General features: G+C 71.2%; 16 protein-coding genes and 1 tRNA gene. 10 read left to right on the forward strand and 7 right to left on the reverse strand.

The window, feature by feature from the left end; all coding sequences use genetic code 11:
- Window positions 1-8 precede the first annotated feature (8 nt).
- On the reverse strand, window positions 9-416 hold the full coding sequence (locus GB932_RS02075; protein WP_156759065.1) for an arsenate reductase ArsC: 408 nt from the start codon (window positions 414-416) through the stop codon (window positions 9-11).
- A gap of 154 nt (window positions 417-570) precedes the next feature.
- Between GB932_RS02075 and GB932_RS02080 the strand changes: the two genes are divergently transcribed.
- The 5 genes from GB932_RS02080 (at window position 571) to GB932_RS02100 (ending at window position 6,468) form a co-directional block, all read left to right on the forward strand.
- Entirely contained in the window at window positions 571-2,277 is a 1,707-nt protein-coding gene (locus tag GB932_RS02080; protein WP_156759066.1) for a thiamine pyrophosphate-dependent enzyme, read from the forward strand.
- Between the two features lie 324 nt (window positions 2,278-2,601).
- On the forward strand, window positions 2,602-3,252 hold the full coding sequence (locus tag GB932_RS02085; RefSeq protein WP_156759067.1) for an isochorismatase family protein: 651 nt from the start codon (window positions 2,602-2,604) through the stop codon (window positions 3,250-3,252).
- Complete coding sequence (locus GB932_RS02090; RefSeq protein ID WP_156759068.1) at window positions 3,249-4,544, forward strand: lysine N(6)-hydroxylase/L-ornithine N(5)-oxygenase family protein; 1,296 nt, start codon at window positions 3,249-3,251, stop codon at window positions 4,542-4,544. The genes GB932_RS02085 and GB932_RS02090 overlap by 4 nt, the downstream gene beginning before the upstream one ends.
- Window positions 4,541-5,296, forward strand: a complete 756-nt coding sequence (locus tag GB932_RS02095) for an SDR family oxidoreductase (protein WP_156759069.1) — start codon at window positions 4,541-4,543, stop codon at window positions 5,294-5,296. The genes GB932_RS02090 and GB932_RS02095 overlap by 4 nt, the downstream gene beginning before the upstream one ends.
- Window positions 5,293-6,468, forward strand: coding sequence for an isochorismate synthase (locus tag GB932_RS02100; protein ID WP_197517251.1), 1,176 nt, complete (start codon window positions 5,293-5,295; stop codon window positions 6,466-6,468). The genes GB932_RS02095 and GB932_RS02100 overlap by 4 nt, the downstream gene beginning before the upstream one ends.
- A gap of 118 nt (window positions 6,469-6,586) precedes the next feature.
- On the opposite strand, the gene GB932_RS02105 is transcribed toward GB932_RS02100, so the two are convergent.
- Complete coding sequence (locus GB932_RS02105; protein ID WP_231915960.1) at window positions 6,587-8,944, reverse strand: family 43 glycosylhydrolase; 2,358 nt, start codon at window positions 8,942-8,944, stop codon at window positions 6,587-6,589.
- Window positions 8,945-9,085: 141 nt separating this feature from the next.
- Complete coding sequence (locus GB932_RS02110; protein ID WP_156759070.1) at window positions 9,086-13,213, reverse strand: 3-keto-alpha-glucoside-1,2-lyase-like domain-containing protein; 4,128 nt, start codon at window positions 13,211-13,213, stop codon at window positions 9,086-9,088.
- Window positions 13,214-13,510: 297 nt separating this feature from the next.
- Here GB932_RS02110 and GB932_RS02115 point away from each other — a divergent pair, with 297 nt between their 5' ends.
- Window positions 13,511-14,986, forward strand: coding sequence for a pectate lyase family protein (locus GB932_RS02115; protein WP_231915961.1), 1,476 nt, complete (start codon window positions 13,511-13,513; stop codon window positions 14,984-14,986).
- A gap of 70 nt (window positions 14,987-15,056) precedes the next feature.
- Here the strand turns inward: GB932_RS02115 and GB932_RS02120 are convergent, their stop codons facing one another.
- Complete coding sequence (locus tag GB932_RS02120) at window positions 15,057-15,524, reverse strand: DUF3237 family protein (RefSeq protein ID WP_156759072.1); 468 nt, start codon at window positions 15,522-15,524, stop codon at window positions 15,057-15,059.
- Between the two features lie 151 nt (window positions 15,525-15,675).
- Between GB932_RS02120 and GB932_RS02125 the strand changes: the two genes are divergently transcribed.
- From GB932_RS02125 to GB932_RS02135, 3 genes are all read left to right on the forward strand, one after another.
- Window positions 15,676-15,766: transfer RNA gene (locus GB932_RS02125), tRNA-Ser, on the forward strand.
- Between the two features lie 167 nt (window positions 15,767-15,933).
- Window positions 15,934-16,536 (forward strand): TetR/AcrR family transcriptional regulator, encoded by a 603-nt coding sequence (locus GB932_RS02130; RefSeq protein ID WP_156759073.1) that lies wholly within the window; start codon window positions 15,934-15,936, stop codon window positions 16,534-16,536.
- On the forward strand, window positions 16,536-17,213 hold the full coding sequence (locus GB932_RS02135; RefSeq protein ID WP_156759074.1) for a YqeB family protein: 678 nt from the start codon (window positions 16,536-16,538) through the stop codon (window positions 17,211-17,213). The genes GB932_RS02130 and GB932_RS02135 overlap by 1 nt, the downstream gene beginning before the upstream one ends.
- Window positions 17,214-17,298: 85 nt before the next feature.
- Here GB932_RS02135 and GB932_RS02140 read toward each other — a convergent pair whose 3' ends face one another.
- Genes GB932_RS02140 through GB932_RS02150 form a run of 3 tightly spaced genes read right to left on the reverse strand, consistent with a single transcriptional unit; the run spans window position 17,299 to window position 20,581 of the window.
- The gene (locus GB932_RS02140) at window positions 17,299-18,816 is read right to left on the reverse strand and encodes an alpha-N-arabinofuranosidase (RefSeq protein WP_156759075.1); all 1,518 of its coding nucleotides are present in this window, start codon (window positions 18,814-18,816) and stop codon (window positions 17,299-17,301) included.
- A complete protein-coding gene (locus GB932_RS02145; RefSeq protein ID WP_156759076.1) occupies window positions 18,813-19,901 on the reverse strand; it encodes a Gfo/Idh/MocA family protein in 1,089 nt (362 codons plus the stop codon). Before GB932_RS02145 ends, GB932_RS02140 begins: the two co-directional genes overlap by 4 nt.
- Entirely contained in the window at window positions 19,874-20,581 is a 708-nt protein-coding gene (locus GB932_RS02150; protein WP_156759250.1) for a ThuA domain-containing protein, read from the reverse strand. Before GB932_RS02150 ends, GB932_RS02145 begins: the two co-directional genes overlap by 28 nt.
- 135 nt (window positions 20,582-20,716) lie before the next feature.
- Here GB932_RS02150 and GB932_RS02155 point away from each other — a divergent pair, with 135 nt between their 5' ends.
- Window positions 20,717-21,736 carry a LacI family DNA-binding transcriptional regulator gene (locus tag GB932_RS02155; RefSeq protein WP_156759077.1) on the forward strand — a complete coding sequence of 340 codons (1,020 nt, stop codon included), beginning with the start codon at window positions 20,717-20,719 and terminating at the stop codon, window positions 21,734-21,736.
- The last annotated feature ends 2 nt before the right edge of the window (window positions 21,737-21,738 follow it).

Consider the following 21,738-nt stretch of genomic DNA (forward strand, 5'->3'; position numbering starts at 1 on the left):
CGCCTCCGCTACGCCGCCGGCGCGATCTCGTCGACGAGCCGCTCGATCCGCTTGCGGATCTCGTCGCGGATCGGGCGCACGGTGTCGATGCCCTGGCCCGCCGGATCCTGCAGCTCCCAGTCCTCGTAGCGCTTGCCGGGGAAGATGGGGCAGGCGTCGCCGCAGCCCATGGTGATGACGACGTCGGACTCCTTGACGGCCTCGGTCGTGAGGACCTTGGGCGTGCGCCCCGCGATGTCGACGCCGACCTCGGCCATGGCCTCGACGGCGATGGGGTTGATCTGATCCTTCGGCGCACTGCCGGCCGAGAGCACCTCGACGCGGTCGCCCGCGAGGTGCTGCAGCCATCCTGCGGCCATCTGGGAGCGGCCCGCGTTGTGCACGCAGACGAAGAGAACTGTGGGCTTGTCGGTCATGGTGGCCTCCTTTCCATAAAGCATAGACCGTGATCTATGAATCAAGAAGGAACGCGCGGTGAACGTTCGACGACGGAACCACGGGCCTTACAGAAGCTCAAGAACTCGGAAACTTAACGCGCCATTCGTCCACAAGTTCGGGAATCCGAGCGCCATGATCGGAGAAACACCGCTTCTGGACGACGGAGTCACCGTGACCGATCTGCTCGACGCCCCTCCCGCCACCGAGGCCGCCCGCGCGACCGAGACGGCGGGGCACGCGATCGTCCGCACGCTCGAGGAGCATGGGATCCCGCGCGCCTACGTCGTCCCCGGCGAGAGCTTCCTCGAGGTGCTCGACGGGCTGCACGACTCGTCGATCGAGACGATCATCACCCGCCAGGAGGGCGGCGCGGCCTATATGGCAGACGCGGAGGGCAAGCTCACCGACCTGCCCGGCGTCGTCATGGTCACGCGCGGCCCCGGTGCCGCGAACGCACTCGTCGGCATCCACACCGCCTGGCAGGACTCGACCCCCCTCGTGCTGTTCATCGGCCTCATCCCCAAAGACCACCGCCAGCGCGAGGCGTTCCAGGAGTTCGACATCCACGGCTGGTTCGAGCGCGGCGCGAAGCGCGTGTTCGTTCTCGACTCGGCCGAGCGGGCGAGCGAGGTCACCGCCGAGGCGATCTTCGCCGCGCGGTCCGGCCGCCCGGGCCCCGTCGTCGTCGGGCTGCCGGAGGACATCATCCGCGAGCAGGTGCCCGTCACGCCGCACCCGCCGATCCCCGTCGCGACGGGCGGCATCTCGCGCGGCGACCAGGTCGCCCTGTCGGACGCCCTCGCGTCGGCGCGCAAGCCGCTCGTCGTGACCGGCGGAAGCGACTGGACCGCCGAGTCATCGCGCCAGCTGACGGCGTGGCTCGAGCACACCGGCATCGCCGCGGCCGCGGAGTGGCGCACGGAGGGCGTGGTCGGCAGCGACTCGCCGTCCTACGTCGGCCCGATCGGCTACGGTCGCCCGAAGCCGACATACGACCTCTTCGCGGAGACCGACCTCGTCGTCTTCATCGGCACCCTGCCGGGAGACGTGCTCACGAGCTACATCGCCCGCCAGGGATGGGACAGCAGGAACTTCATCGTCTCGATGGACGCCCTCCTGCGCGGCCGCTCGGGCGCGGTATCGCACCAGATCGTCGCGAAGCCGCCCGCATTCGTGCGCGACCTCGTCGCCCTCGACATCGAGCCGGATCCCGCCTGGCGCGTATGGACGGCGAAGATGCGGCGCCAGCAGGAGGATTTCGCGGCGCTCCCGACGCCGGGGACCTCGGGCCCCGCGCGCATGGACTCGCTCATGGCGCACCTCGTGCCGCTGCTCGATCGCGACGCCATCGTCACCCTCGGCGCCGGCGAGCACACGAACTGGGCGCACCGCTACATGCCCGTCCGGCAGCACCCCGCCATGGTGAGCGCGGGCAACGGATCCATGGGCTATTCGATCCCGTCCGCCGTGGCCGCCTCGCTCGACTTCCCCGAGCGGCAGGTCGTGACGATCGCCGGCGACGGCGAGTTCCTCATGAACGGCCAGGAGCTCGCGACCGCCCGTCAGTACGGTGCGACGCCCCTCGTGATCGTCATGGACAACGCCGAATACGGCACGATCCGCACGCACCAGGAGCGGCACCACCCCGAGCGCGTCTCGGGCACGCAGCTCGTCAACCCCGACTTCGCCGCCATGGCCGCCGCATTCGGCGGCTTCGGCGTGCGCGTCGAGGACGACGCCCAGATCCCGCGAGCCGTCGCCGACGCGCTCGAGGCCACGCGCGGGGGCCGCTTCGCCCTCATCCACCTGATCGTGGAGCAGCGCGCCCAGGCGTACTGATCCACACCGTCCAATGAAGGAGAAGATCATGAACGAATTCATCTACGACAGCGACGCCGACCTGTTCATCGGGCGCCCCCTCTGGTTCGAGAAGCACCCCTCGCAGGCCGAGGGCGAGGACGTCTGAACAGCACGGATCCCCCGGATCCCGCGCCGGTGAGAACGCGCCGGGAGCAGCGCCGCAGGGCGCCGCTCCCGGCGCGTTCTCGCGCCAGGGCCACGTGTGACGGCCCGCGGCCCGCGTCTTGACAAGTTAGGTTAGCCTCACTTTACTTGCAGGGGTTCGCCGTGCCCGGCGACGTCCGCGATTCGAGAGAGGCTTCCATGGCGCTTCCGCAGATCCGCTCCTACGAGGTTCCGGCCGACATCCCCGAGCAGCCGCTCGGCTGGCGCATCGATCCCGCCCGCAGCGTGCTGCTCGTGCACGACATGCAGGAGCACTTCGCCTCGGCGTTCGACCGGAACGCCGCGCCGTTCGCCCCGGCCGTCACGCGGATCGCGGCGCTCGCCGACGAGGCGCGCGCCGCGGGTGTGCCCGTCGTCTACACGGCGCAGCCGGGCGGGCAGAGCGACGAGGAGCGCGGCCTGCAGCTCGACCTCTGGGGAGCCGGCGTCCCCGCGGGCGAGGGTGAGCGGATCATCGACGCGCTCTGCCCGCAGCTCCGCGACCGCGTGCTGACGAAATGGCGCTACGACGCGTTCGTCCGCTCGGGCCTCGACGAGCTGCTGCGCGAGCTCGGCCGCGACCAGATCATCATCACGGGCGTGTACGGCCACATCGGCTGCCTCATGACCGCGGCGAGCGCGTTCATGTCCGGCAGGCAGGCGTTCCTCGTCGCCGACGCGATCGCCGACTTCTCGCGCGAGGACCACGAGATGGCCGTGCGATATGTCTCCCGGCGCTGCGGCGTCGTCGTCGCAGCGGAGACCGTCTCCTCGGAGATCGCGTCCGCGCACGAAGGCGCCGTCCGATGACGGAGCGCTGCGATGTCGTGGGTGTCGGCTTCGGCCCGTCGAACCTCGCACTCGCGATCGCCCTCCGCGAGACGGCCCCCGCCTGCCGGGCGCGCTTCTTCGAGGCGCAGGACGGCTTCGGATGGCACCGCGACATGCTGCTGCCCGGCGCGACTCTGCAGGTGAACCACCTCAAGGACCTCGCGACCCTGCGGAACCCCCGCAGTCGCTACACCTTCGTGAACTATCTGCAGGAGCGCGGGCGCCTCGTCGACTTCATCAACCTGAAGACGCAGACCCCCACGCGGGCCGAGTACCACGACTACCTCGAGTGGGCGGCCGCCGACTTCGGCGATGTCTGCTCCTACGGATCCCGCGTGGTCGGCGTCCGCGGCGTCGGCGCGGAGGGCCGGATCGACGCACTCGAAGTCGACGTCGAGCAGGGCGGCGAGCTGCGCACGGTCGAGACCTCGCACCTCGTCGTCGCCGCGGGGCTGCGCCCCCGGCTCCCGCGCGGCATCGTGCCGTCGCAGCGCGTCTGGCACTCCGACACGCTGCTCAGCTCGATCGAGGACATGCCCTACCGCTTCCACCGCCGCTTCGCGGTCGTCGGCGCGGGGCAGAGCGCCGCCGAGGCGACCGCCTTCCTGCATCGCGAGTTCCCCGACGCCGAGGTGCACGCGATCTTCGGGCGCTTCGGCTACACGCCCGCCGACGACAGCCCGTATGCGAATCGGATCTTCGATCCCGCGACGGTCGACGAGTTCCACGGCGCTCCCGCCGCCGTCCGGGAGCGGCTGCTGCGGGTGCACGCGAGCACCAACTACTCGGTCGTCGACCTCGACCTCATCGAGGAGCTGTATCGCCGCGAGTACGACGAGAGCGTGCGCGGCGATCGCCGCCTGTTCGTCGAGAACGTCAGCGCCGTGGAGCGCGCCGTCGAATCGCCACGCGGGGTGACCCTGACGGTGCGCAGCGAGACCCGCGGATCCGCGCGGAAGCTCGACGTCGACATCGTCGTGTTCGCGACGGGCTACGAGCCCGAGCCGATCGAAGAGCTGCTCCCGGGCCTCGCGCACCGCTTCCAGCGCGACGACCGCGGCGTGCTCGTCGTCGACCGCGACTACGCGATCCGCACCGACGACGACTTCGCCCCGGCGATCCACCTGCAGGGCGGCACCGAGCACTCCCACGGCCTGACGTCCTCGCTGCTCTCGGCGGGCGCGACGCGGGCGGGCGAGATCGCGCACGCCGTCTCGACCCGCTCGGCCGCCGCCTTCGAGCGGCTCCTCGTCGACGAGGTGGCCTCATGAGCGCCGTCGTCGTCACGGGCGCCGCGGGAGGGATCGGCCGCGCCGTCGTCGCCGAGCTCGCGGCCGCGGGCCTCGTGGTCGCCGCGATCGACCGGATCCTTCCCGACGCGGCAGGTGGGGTGCTCCCGCTCGTCGCCGATGTGTCGGACGAGAACGCCCTGGAGGGCGCGGTGGACCGCGCCCGCCAGGAGCTCGGCCCCCTCTCGGCCGCGGTCAGCGTCGCCGGCATCTTCCGCGCCGCACCCGTGTTCGAGACGAGCATCGACGACCTCGCCGAGCTCGTGCGGGTCAACGCGGGCGGCGTGCTCGCGCTCGCGCGCACGGCCGTGCCGCACCTCATCGACGCGGGTGGCGGCGCGTTCGTCGCCGTGACGTCGAACGCCGCGTCGATCCCCCGCAGCGGGATGGCCGCCTACGCGGCGTCGAAGGCCGCCGCGAACGCCCTCGTCCACTCGCTCGGCCTCGAGGTCGCGGGTGCCGGCGTGCGCTGCAACGTCGTCGCCCCCGGTTCGACGGACACTCCGATGCAGCACGACTTCTGGGAGAACGGGCCCGGCCGGATCGGGACGGACCGCGGCCACGAGGCCGTGCTGGCGGGCCAACCGGAGCTGTTCCGTGTCGGCGTGCCGCTCGGCCGGATCGCGGAGCCCGCCGACATCGCGCGCTCGGTGCGGTTCCTCGTCTCGGACGATGCGCGCCACGTCACCATGCAGACCGTGACGGTCGACGGCGGAGCGGGGCTCGGCGCATGAGCACCGCGCACACGATGCCCGACGGCGCGACGGCCGTGTTCCATGGCTCGCGGCGCACGGTCGTCGCGCACGGGCTTCGTCCGGAGCGCGACCAGCGCGCGCACATCGGGGAGCGGCTCGCCCACGCCCTCGACGAGGGCCCCGGCGTCGTGCTCGGCGCGCTCGGCTTCGACCCGGCGCGCGATGCGCGGCTCGTCGTGCCGGACCGCGTCGTCAGCGCCGTCACCGCGCGGCGCGGCGTCGAACAGCGCGCCGAGGTCGCCGCCCGGTCTCGGCGCGACCTCGGGCTCGCCTTCCGCCCCGATCCGTCTCCCGAGGCGTTCGCGGAGGCCGTCTCGCGCGCGGTGGACCGCATCGAGGCGGGATCCCTCGAGAAGGTCGTGCTGTCGCGCTCGCTCGTCGCGGAGGTCCCGAGCGGCACCTCCCTGCGCGACCTCGTGCGACCGGTCTTCGACGCGAACCCGTCGGCGTTCGCGTTCGCGTTCGATTTCGGATCCCAGGCCGCGCCGCACGCGTTCTTCGGGGCGAGCCCCGAGATGCTCATCCGGCGCACGGGGCTCGCGATCCGCAGCGTGCCGCTGGCGGGCTCGCTTCCCCGCAGCGCCGATCGCGACGTCGACCGGCGGAGGGCGATCGCGCTCGCGGAGTCGGCGAAGGATCTCGGCGAGCACCGTTTCGTCGTCGACGGCATCGCGCGGGCGCTGCGCCCGTTCTGCTCGGAGCTGCGCGTTCCGGACCACCCCGAGGTCGTCGCGACGCCGACCATGTGGCACCTCGGCACGACGATCGAGGGCACGCTCGCCGATCGGCGGACGACGGCGGCCGACCTCGTGCTCGCGATCCATCCGACGCCCGCGGTCGGCGGCGCGCCGACGGCCGACGCGCTCGACGCGATCCGGGATCTCGAGCCGCGTCCGCGCCGGCTGTTCGCCGGGCCCGTCGGCTGGACCGACCGATCGGGTGACGGCGAGTGGGCTCTCGGGATCCGCAGCGCCGAGCTCGCGGGGCGCACGCTGCGGCTGTTCGCCGGCGCGGGCGTCGTCGCGGATTCGGATCCGGACCGCGAGGTCGCCGAGACCGGCGCGAAGTTCCGCACGCTCCTGCGCGCGTTCGGCGCCGACGACGCCGGGCCGCGCCCCGCGCGTGAGGTCCGCCCGCCCAGCCGTGTCTGAGATCCGCCTTCTCGGCCGCCCCGCCGCGGCGCTCGCGTGAGCGCTCGCGCGGCGGCGTCCCCTGCCCCGGCGGCTCCGCTGCTCGCGCGTGCGGAGTCGCCGGGGCGGGACGAGCCCGTCAGCCGCAGCTCGCCGCCGAGTAGCCCGCGCTCGCCGACTCGTCCGACGAGCTCACGGTCGTCTCGCCCGCGGGGATCTGCGCCTCGCGGGTATTGAACGACACGGAGGACGCGCCGCCCGGCGCGACATCGCGCAGGGTGCGCGAGCCGTAGGCCGTCTCGACGAGGAGATCCACCGCCTGGTCTCCGGCGTTCGCGGCGGTCACGACGACGTGCGCGCGGGAGCCGACGCATCGCGACTCCGCCGTCGCCGTCACCGAGCCCTCGGATCCGCCGCCGCCGAGCGCCAGCACGGGGATCTTGAGATACGAGCCCGGCGTCTCGAACGTGAGCCGCACGGCCGACGCCGGGGCCGCGTCGAACGGGATCATCGTGAGCTGACCGTTCTCACTCGCAACGACACCCTGCGCCGTCGTCGCGTGCCAGTCGCCGGACGCGTCGCGATAATCGACGCTCACGGACTCGATCGTGCCCTCGATGTTCGTGAAGGCCACGCGGTCGACTGTGTGCGCCTCGGCGGGCTCGATCGTGAACGTCGCCCGATCCTGCGCCTGATCGCCGTCCCATGTCGACCAGGCGGTCGATCCATCGCCGTCGCAGGCGAACTCCGCGGGCATCGTCTCCCAGTCGGTCTGGTGGAACGATGCCGAGACGGTGGTGCCCTCCGCGCGGCACAGGTCCCCGCCGGCGAGCTGCACGTCGATCTCGCGGAGGAAGATGCGCCCCTCGCTGAAGGTGTCGTCTGCCGCGAGGGTCCCCGTGATCGTCTGGGGCCCGATCGCGTCGAGGCGCGTCGTGCTCCACGCGACGGCCACCTCGCTCACCTCGCCGTTCACGTCCACCGGGACGGTGGCGGGCAGGCGGTCGCCGAAGTCCTCGCCGGTCGCGACCTGATCCGGCAGCCGGTCGTCGACGACGCTCCAGATGCCGTCGCCCAGGCCCGTGCCGTCCCAGTAGCTCGCGTCCCAGCCATCGCCCCAGCGGTCCGGATCCTCGGCCGCCGGATTGCGCAGCTGCGCGGCGCCGTTCTCGCCGATCGTGATCGGCAGCCAGACATAGGTCGAGTCGGCGGCGCCCGAGTTCCAGCGATCGCCCATATAGACGAAGCGGCCGCCGCCGAGATCGAGCACGTTCGTCGACTGCGAGCCGAACGTCGAGCGGCGTGCGTCGCCGATCGAGGTCAGCCCGTCGCCGCCCTCGGGGATCGTGTCGTACCGCACGTTCTCGTATGCGTCGCCGGCCTCGACGCCGCGGATCCAGGATCCGAGCAGGTCGTCGGAGGTGTAGTACGTCTGCGGGTTCGGCGCCCATCCGGTCGCCCCGGATGCGAGGGCGTAGTAGCGACCGCCGTGCTCGAAGAGGGCGGGCGCCTCGAGGTGCCCGCACTCCTTGACGATCTGGAAGTCCTCACCGCGCACGGGCGCCTCAGCGGTGCCGTCGGCGAAGAGGTAGGGATAGCGGCCGTCGGCCGAGTACTGGCCGGCGTCGGCCATGTCGACGTCGGTCGTGTGCGTGACGTTCGTATAGGTCTCGTCGAGCGCGGCGATGTAGAGGGTGTAGTTCTCCTCCGACGAGTAGACGATGTAGGCGGATCCGTCGTCGTCCTGGTGCACCGTCATGTCGCGCGCCTGGCCGGGCACGGCCGACGACGTGCACGCGCGATAGTCGGCGCGGTTCGGCATGCGGTACACGCCGGTCATCTCGAACGGACCGGTGGGGCTGTCGGAGACCGCGACGCCCGCCATCGACCGGGCGTACATGCTGCCGCCCGGCGTGATCTGGCCGTCGGAGTGCCACCACATGACCCATTTCCCGGTCTGCTCGTTGAACAGCACCTTGGGGCGCTCGAAGATCGTCGTGTACTCGGCGTCCTGGTTGGTGTTCAGGTGGTAGCTGAGCTCGTCGATCCGCTCGGCGCGCGGCTGCCCCGCGTCGTCGACGGTGTCGTAGAGGGCGTCGAAGTACTCCGACTCGAGCTCGCCCGGGTCCTGCACGGAGCGCAGCGCGACGCCCTCGTCCGTCCAGTTCATCGCGTCGGTCGACCGGTACACGTGCACGCCAGGGCTGCCGTAGTAGTCGTTCGAGCGGTCCTCGCCGTACCAGTAGTAGACGGTCTGCCCGTCCTCCTCCGCCTCGACGATCTGGCCGCCGTGGGCCTGGATGTGGGACCCGGCGTCGTCGAGCCAGAGCGGCTGGAAGTAGTCGCTCGCCCCGCTGCCGGGATCCTGGATCGCGGGGAACGCGTCATATGTGACGGGCACGCCCGTCGGCACGTCCGCGGCCGCCGGCGCGAGGGCCGATGCCCCCAGCGCCGCGGCGAGGATCCCTCCGGCCACCGCTGTCGTCATCCTTCTCATGCGTCACTCCTTCGTGATGGCCGGATCGCCGTGATCCGGCCGGTCATGTCTGCGCAAGCAGCGATGGCCCCGCCACATGCCGCGAATCGACCCATATCCGCTCGGGACGGTCGATTCGCGGCATGCGAATGGCGGCGACCCCTACTCCACCGCGTCGTACGGTGCCGTCGACGAGTGCGACGTGCCGTCGGCTCCCGCGCCGGTCACCGTGATCTCGCCCGCGGGGATCTGATCCTGCCGAGAGTTGAACACGGCCGACACGGCGTCGCCCGGGGCGACGTCGCGGAACGTCTTCGACCCGTAGTCGGTCTCCACCGTGATGTCGGCGGCCGTGTCGTCGGCGTTGGTGACCTTCGTCATCAGGAGCGCGTTCTGCCCGGCCGTGCGCGTGGTCACGCTCGCGTCGAGGCTCAGCCCGTCCGCCTCCTCGCCCGCGACCGCGAGCCAGGAGATGACGGGGTCCGCACTGCCGGCCCCCTCGCTCGTGACGAGGTAGTCGACCGTCGCCGGCTCGTCGAGGGTGAAGGTCAGGTCGGCGGAGACCCGGTCGTTCGTCCCCGAGAGGTCGACCGCGCCGGAGGCGAGCTCGACACCGCCGACCGACGCCGACTGGATCATCGGGCGGGTGACGCCCCACCACTCGGCGAAGCCGGCAGTGAGGGTGTATGTGCCCGCCTCGAGCGGCAACCGGTAGCGCAGATCCGTCGTGGCCTGCCACAGCCCGGTCGAGTACTTGTCGGCGAGGTCGGTGCCGCCCTTGAGGTTCATGCCGTCGGGCAGGTGACCCCACTCGTCGGCGCCGGTCGAGGCCCGATCCACGGCGTCGTTGCGGAGCCCGGGGAACGATCCGTCGACGGCCAGGTACTGCGGTGAGTCCTGCCCGCCGGTGCCGGCGTCGATGAAGTATCGGATCCCGTCCGGGACGACCTCGTACTCCGCCTCGACGGCGGTCTGCTCGTCGAGCGTGCCGCGCACCGCGAGGGTCTCGTACGGCGTGCGCTCGGCGCCTTCCGACTCGTCATCCCACGTCACGGCGCGCTCGGTGCCGTCGACGACGACCGTCTCGGGCAGCGCCTGCCCGATCGCGACAGCGCCCGCGAGACCGATGTCCTCGACGTCGACCGCCGTGAGCTGCTCGACGGCGCGCTCCAGGCGCTGGGCGAGGCCCACCGCCCCCTCGGCGTCGAGGCCGTACGCGGTGGGGTCCTCGGCGGCCGCCTTCGCGTGGGCGAGCGTCGTCTGCACGAGCTGCCACTCGGCGGGGTCGTGCCCCTCGGGGCCCTGCGCCTCGCCCTCGGCGATCGCGTCGTTCAGAGCCGTCAGGTCGACGGCGGACGCGTCGGCCGCCTTCTTCACCACGCCCAGGGCGTCGAGGTTGAACTCGGCGTCGTTCGCCGTCCGGAACTCGACCGTGTGCTCACCGTCCGAGAGGCCGCGCAGCTGGAGGGCCGTCTTCTCGGATCCGGCCTGCATCGTCGGCGCGTCCGAGAGCACGCGTTCGCCGTCGACGGTGACGTCCAGGAGCGTCTCGCCGCTGTTGCTGCCGATGAGGTCGAGGCCCGTGCCGGCGAAGGAGTAGCTCATCGTCGCGCCGGCGCCGGTGCTGAGGCTGCGCGTGCGGCCCCACTCGTACATGCCCTGGCCGTTGAGGTGGCGCCAGCCCTCGTCGAAGGAGAGCACGGGCTGGGACGCGTCGTCCCAGCTCGTCTGGTGCATCCCGTCGATCACGTCGGTGTAGTACGGGGTGTACCCGTCCACCGGGGTGATCCGCAGGTTGTCGAACTGCGTGAAGGCGAACGCCGAGCCGAGCTGGATCCGGCCGGCCGCCTGCGGCGACGGGTCGACGTACTCGGCGACCTCGACGCCGTTGATGAGGGCCGTGGAGGTGTCGCCGGCGACCCGCACCGCGAGAGTGTTCCACACATCCGACCCCGTCTGGAAGGCCGTCTCGGGGATGTCCGAGGCGAGCCCGCTCGCGACCTGCTCCCCGTATCGCGCGAGCGACCAGGCGCCGTCCGGGTCGATGCGCAGCTCAGCCGCCGAGACATTCTGGCCGTTCGACGTGCCGCCCTGCTCGCGGGCGCCGACCGAGGCATAGCGGCCGGATCCCGGCTCGAAGAGCACATCGACCGAGACCGTGTAGTTCGCCCAGCGGAAGTCGCCGATCGTCGTCTTCGGGTCGCCGGCGTTCCAGACGCCTCCGGCCATGTCCGGCCCGATCTGCTGGCGCAGCACCCTGCCGCGCTCCGGGTCGTCTGTCGCGACGGACTCGAAGGCCCCGTTGGTGTCGTTCGTGTATCGCGGTGTGGCGCCGCGATCCTCTGACTGCACGTTCGGAGTCCCCTCGGGCGCCACCTTCGCGCCGCGCGAGTCGAGGTAGGTCTCGCCGGAGTCGGCGAGCTCCCCGGTATCGGGGTCGTAGGTGAGGATCCCGCCCTGCTCGGCGTAGTCGAAGTCGTCGGCGTACATCACACCGTCGTCGGTCACCCCGTTGACGGATCCGCCCTCGTCCGTGTCGAGCACGTCGCGCCCATCGTCGTCGGCGGTGTACTCGGGTGAGGACGGGAGCCTGCTGCCCGCGCCCTCGCGCGGGGTCAGGGATCCGTCGGCGGCCGCGGTCGCCTGGTCGAGCGTCGTCGCGGTGACCGCGGACCACGGGCGAACCGTCACGGTGTAGGTGCCGTCGGCGTTCGGCTGGAGCTCCTCGACGGGCGAGAGGTGGTTCGCGTCATACGCCTCGCCGTCGTCGGCCGCGCGCGTCTCCCACACCTCCAGCGCCGCATCGTCGCCGAGGTTCAGCTCGCTCGCCGTGACCTCGTATGTGCGGGTGAAGGAGCTGTCGTTGACGATGACGGTCGAGAAGTCGGAGGCGTCGGGCGCGGCGAGCGTGGTGTACGAGTCGCCTCCCTCACGGGCGCCGCTCGGCGGATTGCCCCGGCCGAGCGTGCTCCCCGACGCCTGCGGGATCGCGCGCCAGATGCCGTTCGCGTCGGCGTCGCCCGTGGGGTTCTCCCACCCGAGCGTGGCGAACTGCGTGAAGTGCTGCAGCATCGCGAGCCCCGCGTCGTAGTGCAGCCAGCCCGACCAGGGGTCGCGCGCGCTGACGAGCTCCTTCGACGCGTATTGGAACCCGTCATAGAAGGATCCGATCGCGGGCTGGTAGATCGTCATCGTGCGCCGCGAGGCGTCGAAGCCCGTCGTGATCCAGTTCGCCATCTCGAGCGGCCCGTTCGCGCCGCCGATTCCGGTTCCCGTTCCGCCCACGCCGTCGTCGTTCGTGTTGTTCGGGCGGTCGGCCGAGTTCGAGAAGGTCGCCTGGCCCTCGGAGTTCCAGACCTCGAGGTCGAGCTCCTCCGCCGCCTTCGTCATGTTGCCGTTCGCGTCGTCGGCGCTGCTGTAGTGGAAGCCGACGATGTCTGTGGCGTCTCGCAGCGAGCTGTCGTCCGGATCCGTGAGCTGGTCGCCGAAGCTCGTCGGCGGGGTGCCGACGGTGTCGCCCGCGATCGTGCGGATCGCCTGAAACAGCTCCTTCTCCTCGGGCGTCGCGTAGCCGCTGTTGGGATCGTCCGCCGTCGCGCCCTCGTAGCCCGCGTCGTCCACCGCGAGCTTCTCGGCGAAGTCGATGATCACGGCCTCGTCGGGGTCATGGGTCTCGTTGAAGTCGGGGTTGATGGAGTCGACCATGATGCCGTACTCGCGGTAGGCGGCGAGGGCGGTGTTCTTGAACCAGACGTACTCGTCGGCCTTGTCGGCGACCCACGTCGGCGTGGTCCAGCGCAGGAGGCTCAGGTGGATGTCACCCTGCGCGACCTTCTGCGCGTCGGCCGCGAACTGGAAGCCCGGCTCGCGCTGCACGTTCGGATACTCGTCGCGGCTGCGCATCGTGGCCGCGTTGGGCCCCGTCGAGGTGTTGCGGTCGTTGCCCATCTCGATCTTGACGGTGTTCATGAGGGGGTGCTCACCGCCGTACAGGGTCTCGATCAGCTCCCAGTACCTCTCCGGCTGCGCGGCCTTGTAGTCCATGAGCAGCGCGCTCGTCGAGTTCGCCGACAGCATTCCGAAGCCCTTGAAGGGGAGGCCGTTGCGATTCTCGGCGGCCGCGGCGACGTCGGACCCGCTGACGACGATCGAGACGGGATCCGCCGGGGCGGCGCTGGCCGCGGCCGGCGTCAGGAGGGAGCAGGCGATCGCCGCGGCGGCGGTCGTGGCGATCGCCCTCCCGCGTCGGATGCCGCTCGAAGGCGAATGGGCGTAGCCGGGTGATGGCATGTCGGATCCTTCTCGTGTCGGCGGCGTCGTCGCCGCAGAGCCGCACGCTCTCGCGTCGTTGCGACACTCAGTCAACGTGCGAACGCACATCGCGATCAATCAGATCGAACAGGATCGATCATGCCCGAGCAGACTCGAACGGGACATTGCCTCTTGCGCGATGAGAAACCGGTCTCTAGCGTTGGAAAACGGTTACCCGATTCGTCGTTCCGTGGATGCACCGCACTGCCCTTTCAACGAAGAAGTGAGGCAAGGATGAGAAGAGCCGCAGCACGATTCACCGCAGCAGGGGCCGCGATGGCCCTCATCGCGACGATGGGCGCCGCCGCCCTCGGCACGCAGGCCGCGTCCGCGGCGTCGGGCGGGCCCGAGGGGTTCGCCACCGTCAACGGCGGCACGACGGGAGGCGCGGGCGGCCAGACCGTGCGCGCCACGACGGGCACCCAGATCCATGAGGCCCTCTGCTCCCGTGCGAGCAGCGACACCCCGATCGTCATCGAGGTGGAGGGGCGGATCCACCACGGCAACACGACCAAGGTGTCGGGGGCGAGCTGCAACACGGCCGAGGACAAGATCGAGCTGAAGGAGATCTCGAACGTCACGCTCGTCGGCGTCGGATCCGGGGCGCTCTTCGACGAACTCGGGATCCACATCCGTTCGTCCCGCAACATCATCGTCCAGAACGTGCACGTGCGGAACGTCAAGAAGTCGGGCTCGCCGACCTCGAACGGCGGCGACGCGATCGGCATGGAGCGCGATGTGAGCAATGTGTGGGTCGACCACGCGACGCTCGAGGCGTCCGGCGGCGAATCCGCGGGCTACGACGCGCTCTTCGACATGAAGGGCGACACGCGGTACGTGACGCTGTCGTACAGCGTGCTGCGCAACTCGGGGCGCGGAGGACTCGTCGGATCCAGCGACGGTGACACCGGCAACGGCCCCGTGACGTACCACCACAACGTGTACGAGAACATCGATTCGCGCACGCCGCTCCTGCGGGCGGGCACGGCGCACACGTACAACAACCACTTCACGGGGCTCGCCAAGTCGGGCATCAACTCGCGCCTCGGCGCCGAGGTGCTCGTCGAGAACAACTACTTCGAGAGCTCGCGCGACCCGCTCGGCACCTTCTACACCGACGACATGGGCTCGTGGGAGGTCTCGGGGAACATCTGGGACGACGTCACCTGGAGCGCGGAGGCATCCGGCAACCACCCGGCGGGTCCGAACCCCGTGTCGACGACCTCGATGTCGGTGCCGTACGCGTACGCGCTCGACGCGGCCGATTGCGTTCCCGCACTGCTCGCCTCGGCGGCCGGCGCGAACACGGGCCTGCAGGTCTCCGACGGATCCTGCGCTGTCGAGGCCCCGGATCCGGAGCCGACGGATCCGACCGACCCGCCCACGGGCGACAACCTGTCTCTCGGCGCCGGGGCCGATGGATCGAGCAAGGCGAGCGGCTCGAGCTACGGGAACGTCATCGACGGCGACATGTCGACGTCATGGTCGCCGAGCGGCTCGACGGGCCGTGTCTCGGTCAAGTGGGGATCCGACAGGACGGTGACGGCGATCGCGATCCGCGAGGCCGCGGACGCGGTCGGTGCCATCACGTCGTGGCGCGTCGTGAATCATGACACGGGCGAGGTCCTCGCGACGGGAAGCGGAGCGGGTGACATCGACCTCCCGACGACGACGCTGAGCAAGATCGACTTCGAGATCACCGGATCGAGCGGCACGCCGAAGCTCGCGGAGTTCGAGACCTACGCGGGCTGACACCCTCATTCGCATGACGCGCACCGACCACTGTGCGCGAAGAACTGGTCGGTGCGCGTCATACGAGCGCTCACGTCACGCGGAAGGCGACGTAGCGCACGCGGTTCGCCTCGCGGATGCAGGATCCGACGAAGATCGCGTGCTCGAGCTCGGGGCGCGTCGACGACTCGATCGCGATCGCCGTGCGGAAGTAGTAGAGCGACGGATCCACATCCTCGCCGCGCAGGAGCGCCTCGAGCACCTCGGGGTCCCCGCTGCGCACACCCCGCGCGGTGATGCAGATCAGCTCGCCGTCGGCGCTCCGGGCGCTGTACCGGGCGTCGAGCGCGATGGATCCGTCGGCGCGCACGACCTGCCAGTCGGCGCCGCCCGCGAGCAGCTCGCCCTCGAACTCCCCCGTGATCGTTCCGCCGACGACCGGGATGATGCGGCGATGCCCGACACCCGTCCGGCCGTGGTCCTCGAGGGGGCCCAGCTCGGCGTCGACCTCGAAGGCGCGCTCGAGCTGCGGGATAGGAGGGTCGGCGACGGTGCTCATGCCCGGAGGCTAGCGAGGGCGCCGCCGCGGCCGCATCGTCTCTCCTGCCGAGCGGGAGAACGGCGGCTACCACGGCACCCGTCGCACCCTGCCAGCGGATCCCCAGCGCCCGGATTTGGCCGGTGCGTCGCCCATCCGTAAACTTGATCCCGGTGACGTGTCCGAGCGGCCGAAGGTGCAACACTCGAAATGTTGTGTAGGGTAACCCCCTACCGCGGGTTCAAATCCCGCCGTCACCGCCAGAGAATCCCCGGTCAGAACTTCTTTTCAGAGGTTCTGACCGGGGATTTCGCGTTGCGTGGAGCCTTCCGGGTATCGCCTATCAGACGAAGTGCGGGGCCCCGCCCTCCCTCCGCCGCGGCCGCCGATGTATACTTTGACTGATCAGTCAGTTAATGAATGGGGCGACGTGGCACGAAGACGCGATCCGGAGATGTCGGCGCGGCGACGCGCCGACATCGCGCGAGCGGCCGGCGAGCTCATCGGTCTGCGGGGATACGAGGCCACGACCGTGGCTCAGATCGCCGCGAGCGCCGGCGTGAGCTCGGCGACGGTCTTCTACTACTTCCCTGACAAGGCATCGGTGTTCCGTGCCGTCTTCGAGACGGATCTCCCCGCCGTGGAGCGCCTGATCGCCGAGCATCGTGGCGCGACCGACCCCGTCGACGGGATCCTCGGCATCATCACGTCGATGGCGGCGGAGTCGACGCTTCCCGGGGCGCACGGCATCATGGTCGAGCTGCTCCGGCGCATCGATCAGGATCCGGCCCTCGCCTCGACGGTGGCCGCTACGGATGCCGTCGTTCGAGAGGGCCTGTCCGACCTGATCCGACGTGGCATCGCGCACGGAACGATCGAACCTGATCTGGACCCTGCCGCCACCGCGGGTTGGATGCAGGCCATCGTCGACGCCGCGTTCCTGCACGCGATCCCTGAGCCGCTGCTGAGCGCACAGGTGCGCCGCACGGTGTCGGCATACCTTCGCCCCTCGTCGACGGAACAGGAACGCTGATGCATGACGAAGCCGTGACCGTCACCGTCCCCGCGCGATGGCGTGGAGGCCTCGTCGCGATCCTCACGGTGGTCGGCTTCGGATCGGCCTTCGCCGTCGGCCCGCTGGTCGACTGGCTCATCGGCCGGATCGACAGCGCGCCGGGCGTGCTGCGTCTCGCCGCGGAGCTTCCGCTGTGGGCCGCGATCCCGATCCTCACGGTGGTGGGCGCCGTTGCAGGGTTCCTTCTCGCCGAGGCATGGCGCGAGGACAGCGCCCGCGTACGCGTCGACCGCGAGACGACCACCGTGACACACCGCAAGACCAGCGTCCGACTCGCTCGCGACGAGGTCGCGGCGATCTACACGGATCGCGGGGAGCTCGTCCTGACGGGCGAGAACACCGAGGAGCTGCTGCGCGTGAAGGCCGACGAGACGATGCACTCCCGACTCCGCGAGGCCTTCACCGGCCGCGACTGGCCCTGGCTCGGCGCAGCAGATCCGCATGACGCTGACTTCGCCCCGTGGGTGGACCACAGCGACGATCTGTCCGCGCGGGAACACGACCTGATGCGCGCACGCCATCGCGCGCTCAGCGACGGTCGCGCGGGAGCAGCCGCCGATGCGGGCGACGCGCTGCGCGAACTCGGCATCGTGGTCCGAGACCGCAGTCAGGGGCAGCAGTACCGACGCCGCTGACGCCGCGCCGGTGGTCTCGTCGACAGCATTCGGAACCTCCTCCCTCACCTCCTGCCCGGGGGTGCGTCGTTGCGCCGCGCGCGGGTCAGGCCAGCGCCAGCTCCACCGTCGCGAAGGCGTGGGGCGGGAGCGTCACGATGAGGATCCCGTCGCGGATCTCGGCGTCGAGGGGGCGCGGGGCGACGCGGTCCGGCGCATCGGCGTCGTTGAACGCGTCGGCGCCGTCGCCCGTGAGCACGCGCGCCCGGGCGACCCGCGCCTCGCGGCCCCGCAGGTCGACCGTGACGGTGCACTCCTCGTCGGTGGCGACGTTCGTCAGGGAGACCAGGGCCGTGTCGTCCTTGGCCGATGCCGACATCGACACGAGGTCGAGGTCCTTCTTGCCGACGGTGCGCGTCGGCGTCTCGGTGAGATGCGTCGTCAGCTGGAGTGCGTCCTGGTGCCCCTTGTTCATCTCGAACACGTGATACGTCGGGGTCAGCACGAGCTTCTCGCCGTCGGTGAGCACCATCGCCTGCAGCACGTTCACCGTCTGGGCGATGTTCGCCATCGAGATGCGGCGCGCGTGGCGGTGGAAGATGTCGAAGTGGATCCCCGCAACGAGCGCGTCGCGCACCGTGTTCTGCTGGAAGAGGAAGCCGGGGTTCGTCCCCTCCTCCACGTTCCACCAGGTGCCCCACTCGTCGCAGATGAGGCCCATGCGGTCGTGCGGATCGTAGGAGTCCATGACCGCGACGTGGCCGCGGATGACGCGGTCGATCGCCGCCGCGTGCGCCATCGTCGCGTAGTGCTGCTCGTCGGTGAACCGCGTCGCGTCTTCGGAGTTGATGCCGGATCCGGAGTGCGTGTAGTAGTGGAACGTCACGGCCTCATACGGCAGGTCGCCGCCCGCCATGCACCCCGCGCAGTCGGCCGCGGCGCTCATGAGCGCGCGGGTCCAATCGAGGTCGTCGTCGGCGGCGCCGGCCGCGATCCGCGTCACCCTGTTCTCGCCGTGCCCGCGCGAGAAGTGCCCGTAGCGGCGTGCCTCGTTCGCATAGTACTCGGCCGTCATGTTGCCGCCGCAGCCCCACGGCTCGTTGCCGATGCCCCAGAAGGGCACATCCCAGGGCTCGTCGCGCCCGTTCGCGCGACGCAGGCGCGCCATCGGGCTGTCGTCGCCGCGCGTGAGGTACTCGACCCACTCCGCCATCTCCCGCACAGTGCCGCTGCCGGCGTTCCCGTTGACGTACGCATCGGCGCCGAGCATCTCGCACAGGTCCATGAACTCGTGCGTGCCGAAGTGGTTGTTCTCGACGACGTCGCCCCAGTTGGTGTTCGCGATGCGGGGGCGCTCCTCGCGCGGGCCGACGCCGTCGCGCCAGTGGTAGGTGTCGGCGAAGCATCCACCGGGCCAGCGCAGGTTCGGGACGTTCAGGGCGCGCAGGGCCTCGACGATGTCGCTGCGGATGCCGCGGACGTTCGGGATCTCCGAGTCCTCCCCCACCCAGAACCCGTCGTAGATGCACCGGCCGAGGTGCTCGGCGAAGTGCCCGTAGATGTGCCGGCTGATGCGGTGGCCGGTGATGTCGAGGTCGACGACGGCGTGGGCCGTGGCGGTCATGCGGTCCTCCAGGATCCGAGGGGAGTGAACGGGACGACGGACGGCCGGTCGGGCGCCGTCGTGAGGTCGATGCGGCGGCCGCCGCGGGCGGACTCGGCGAGAGCGGTCATGATCTCGAGGACGTGCAGGGCGATCTCGCCGCTCGCGCGGCCGGACCCCGTGCGGAGGTGGTCGATCACGCCGATGCCGCGGCCGGCGCCCTCGTAGCCGGCGCGCTCCTCGACGGGCGACCACTCGCGGTCGCCGGGGGGGCGCACGCGCACCTCGCCGTCGAAGCGGTTGGGATCCGGCACCGACAGCGTGCCCGTCTCACCGTGGATCTCGAGCGGCGCCGCCTGCGTGCCGGCCGCGTCGAAGCTGAAGGTGACGGTCGACACGGCGCCGCCGACGTGCTCGAGCACTCCCGTGACGTGCGTGTCGATCTCGACCGGGATCGTCTCGCCCGCACGCGGGCCGGATCCGATGGTGCGGGTCGCGCGCGGCCTGGACGAGGCGCCGCTCACGCGCGCGACGGGCCCGAGCAGGTGCACGAGGGTCGTCAGGTAGTACGGCCCCATGTCGAGCAGCGGCCCGCCGCCCTCGCGATAGTAGAAGTCGGGGTGCGGGTGCCAGGCCTCGTGACCCGGCGCGACCCACGTGGCGACGGCCGAGACGGGGCGGCCGATCCCGCCGCCTTCGACGACGGCGCGCGCCGTCTGCACCCCCGTCCCGAGGACCGTGTCGGGGGCGGATCCGACCCAGCGTCCGCCGGCCTTCGCGAGCACGCGCCGCGCGTCCGGCATCGTCGCCGCGAGCGGCTTCTCACCGAAGACGTCGCGGCCCGCGGCGAGCGCCGCGAGAGCGATCTCGGCGTGCGCCGCGGGGATCGTGAGGTTGATCACGGTCTCGACGGCGGGATCCGCGACGAGCTCGTCGACGGACAGCGCCCGGCATCCGGGGATCCGCTCCGCGACGGCCTCGGCGCGCGCGTGATCGAGGTCGGCGGCCGCGACGATGCGCACCGCCGGATGCGTCTGGAGCGTGCCGAGGTACTGCTCGGAGATGACCCCGAGGCCGACTATGCCGATTCCGTGCGGCTCGCCCACAGCAGTCCCCTCTCGATGATCGTGCGGACGCTGTCGTCGCGCAGCACGGCCGGCTCGTGGCCCGGCGTCGCGACGAACACGCGACCGCGGCCCCAGCTCCTGGTCCACACGGCGGGGGACGTGATCGGCCGGTGCCACGGGTGGTACGGCCGGACGGGGTGCGTCGTCGTCGCGAGCACGTCGTTGAGGTCGTCGGTCAGCACCCAGTACTGCTCGGTGTCGAGGGCGAAGTCGTCGATGTCCGCGGTGATCTCGTGGCCGCGCCCGAGCTCGGTGATGTCGATCGTGTGCGGGAGGAAGTTGTCGGCCTCGCCGCCGGCGCGCTCGTCGGGGTGCTTCGACGGGTGCGTCGCGAACTGGCCGCCCACGAGCTGCAGGTAGTCGGAGTTCGCGCGGTACGAGTCGGCGATGCCGCCGTGCCAGCCCGCGAGCCCCGTCCCCGCCTCGACGGCGGCACGCAGCCCGGTCACGGCCTCGCGCGAGATCTCGGACATCGTCACGCTCTGCAGGATGAGATCGGTGCGCGCCATCTCGCCGGCGTCGGCGTAGATCTCGTTCGACTCCTCGACGCGCACCTCGAAGCCCTGCGCGGCGAGGAACGGGAGGAACAGCTCGGTGGCCTCGACGGGGTGGTGGCCGTCCCAGCCGCCCCGGACGACGAGGGCGCGGCGCGCACTCATGTTCGGTCTCCTGCGTGCTCGGTCATCGGATCCGTCGTCATCGACCTGCTCCTTCGCGTCGTCGGGCATGGCCACCGCGCAGAAGCCTCCCACCGCTCGCTCGCGTTCGGTGCACACTTTGCGCAAAATGGATCCATGACGTCGACGCCGCGCATCACCCTCACAGCCGTCGCCGCGCACGCAGGCGTGAGCGTCGCGACGGCCTCGCGCGCCCTGCGTGCGCGCGGGGAGATGCGGGCCGAGACCCGCGCACGGGTGCTGCGGTCGGCCGCCGAGCTCGGCTACCGGGCCACGGGCGCGCACCCGGGTCGGCCGCGCGGCGGCACCTCGCGTATCTTCGATCTGGTCCTCGGCCATTTCCACGGCCCCTACGCGGACGAGATCGTGGCCGGCGCGCGCACGACGGCGTCGGAACTCGGCTACGACGTGACGCTCACGTCGGAGCGCGACGATCCGGCCGACGACTGGCCGGAGCGGATCCGCTCGCGCGGCTCGGCGGGCATCGTGCTCGGCCTCATCATGCCGACGAGCCCGCAGATCGCGCGGATGGAGCGGGCGGGGATCCCGATCGTGCTCATGGAGCCGCCGTCGGAGAGCATCGTCCCGCTTCCGAGCGTGCGGACGACCGACAGCGACGGCGGTGCGGCCGCGGCGCGGCACCTCATCGCGCGCGGGGCGGGCCGGTTCGTCGTGATCGGCGGCTGGCCGTCGTATCGATACGGGCGGGCGCGCGTCGAGGGCTTCACGCGGGCCCTCGAGGAGGCCGCGCCCGACGCGCCGCGCGCGATCACCCGCGCGGAGTGGAACGCCTGGGACGCGCGCCGCGCCTGCGCCAGGGCGCTCGCGGAGCTCGGCGGGGACGGGCCCGTCGGCGTGTTCGCGTGCTCCGACGAGATGGCGGCCGGGGCGTATCGCGCGATCCAGGACGCCGGTCTGCGGATCCCGCACGACGTGCTCGTCGTCGGCTTCGACGATGTGCGCGGGGCGCGGTGGCTGCACCCGCCGCTCACGACGATCCGGCAGCCGATCCGCGAGATGGCCTCATCCGCCGTGCGCACCCTCGCGCGCGCCGCGGCCGGCAACGATCCGGGCGGCGAGGCGATCGTGATGCCGACGGAGCTCGTCGAGCGCGGATCCACGCAGCGGCGCGGGTGAGG

It is taken from the genome of Microbacterium karelineae (assembly GCF_009745985.1).
GTDB classification, from domain to species: domain Bacteria; phylum Actinomycetota; class Actinomycetes; order Actinomycetales; family Microbacteriaceae; genus Microbacterium; species Microbacterium karelineae.

Bases quoted from the DNA above. Each gene is read 5' to 3' on its own strand.
- GB932_RS02075 (WP_156759065.1), bottom strand. From the start codon at position 416: ATGACCGACAAGCCCACAGTTCTCTTCGTCTGCGTGCACAACGCGGGC.
- GB932_RS02080 (WP_156759066.1), top strand. From the start codon at position 571: ATGATCGGAGAAACACCGCTTCTGGACGACGGAGTCACCGTGACCGAT.
- GB932_RS02085 (WP_156759067.1), top strand. From the start codon at position 2,602: ATGGCGCTTCCGCAGATCCGCTCCTACGAGGTTCCGGCCGACATCCCC.
- GB932_RS02090 (WP_156759068.1), top strand. From the start codon at position 3,249: ATGACGGAGCGCTGCGATGTCGTGGGTGTCGGCTTCGGCCCGTCGAAC.
- GB932_RS02095 (WP_156759069.1), top strand. From the start codon at position 4,541: ATGAGCGCCGTCGTCGTCACGGGCGCCGCGGGAGGGATCGGCCGCGCC.
- GB932_RS02100 (WP_197517251.1), top strand. From the start codon at position 5,293: ATGAGCACCGCGCACACGATGCCCGACGGCGCGACGGCCGTGTTCCAT.
- GB932_RS02105 (WP_231915960.1), bottom strand. From the start codon at position 8,944: ATGAGAAGGATGACGACAGCGGTGGCCGGAGGGATCCTCGCCGCGGCG.
- GB932_RS02110 (WP_156759070.1), bottom strand. From the start codon at position 13,213: ATGCCATCACCCGGCTACGCCCATTCGCCTTCGAGCGGCATCCGACGC.
- GB932_RS02115 (WP_231915961.1), top strand. From the start codon at position 13,511: ATGGCCCTCATCGCGACGATGGGCGCCGCCGCCCTCGGCACGCAGGCC.
- GB932_RS02120 (WP_156759072.1), bottom strand. From the start codon at position 15,524: ATGAGCACCGTCGCCGACCCTCCTATCCCGCAGCTCGAGCGCGCCTTC.
- GB932_RS02135 (WP_156759074.1), top strand. From the start codon at position 16,536: ATGCATGACGAAGCCGTGACCGTCACCGTCCCCGCGCGATGGCGTGGA.
- GB932_RS02140 (WP_156759075.1), bottom strand. From the start codon at position 18,816: ATGACCGCCACGGCCCACGCCGTCGTCGACCTCGACATCACCGGCCAC.
- GB932_RS02150 (WP_156759250.1), bottom strand. From the start codon at position 20,581: ATGAGTGCGCGCCGCGCCCTCGTCGTCCGGGGCGGCTGGGACGGCCAC.
- GB932_RS02155 (WP_156759077.1), top strand. From the start codon at position 20,717: ATGACGTCGACGCCGCGCATCACCCTCACAGCCGTCGCCGCGCACGCA.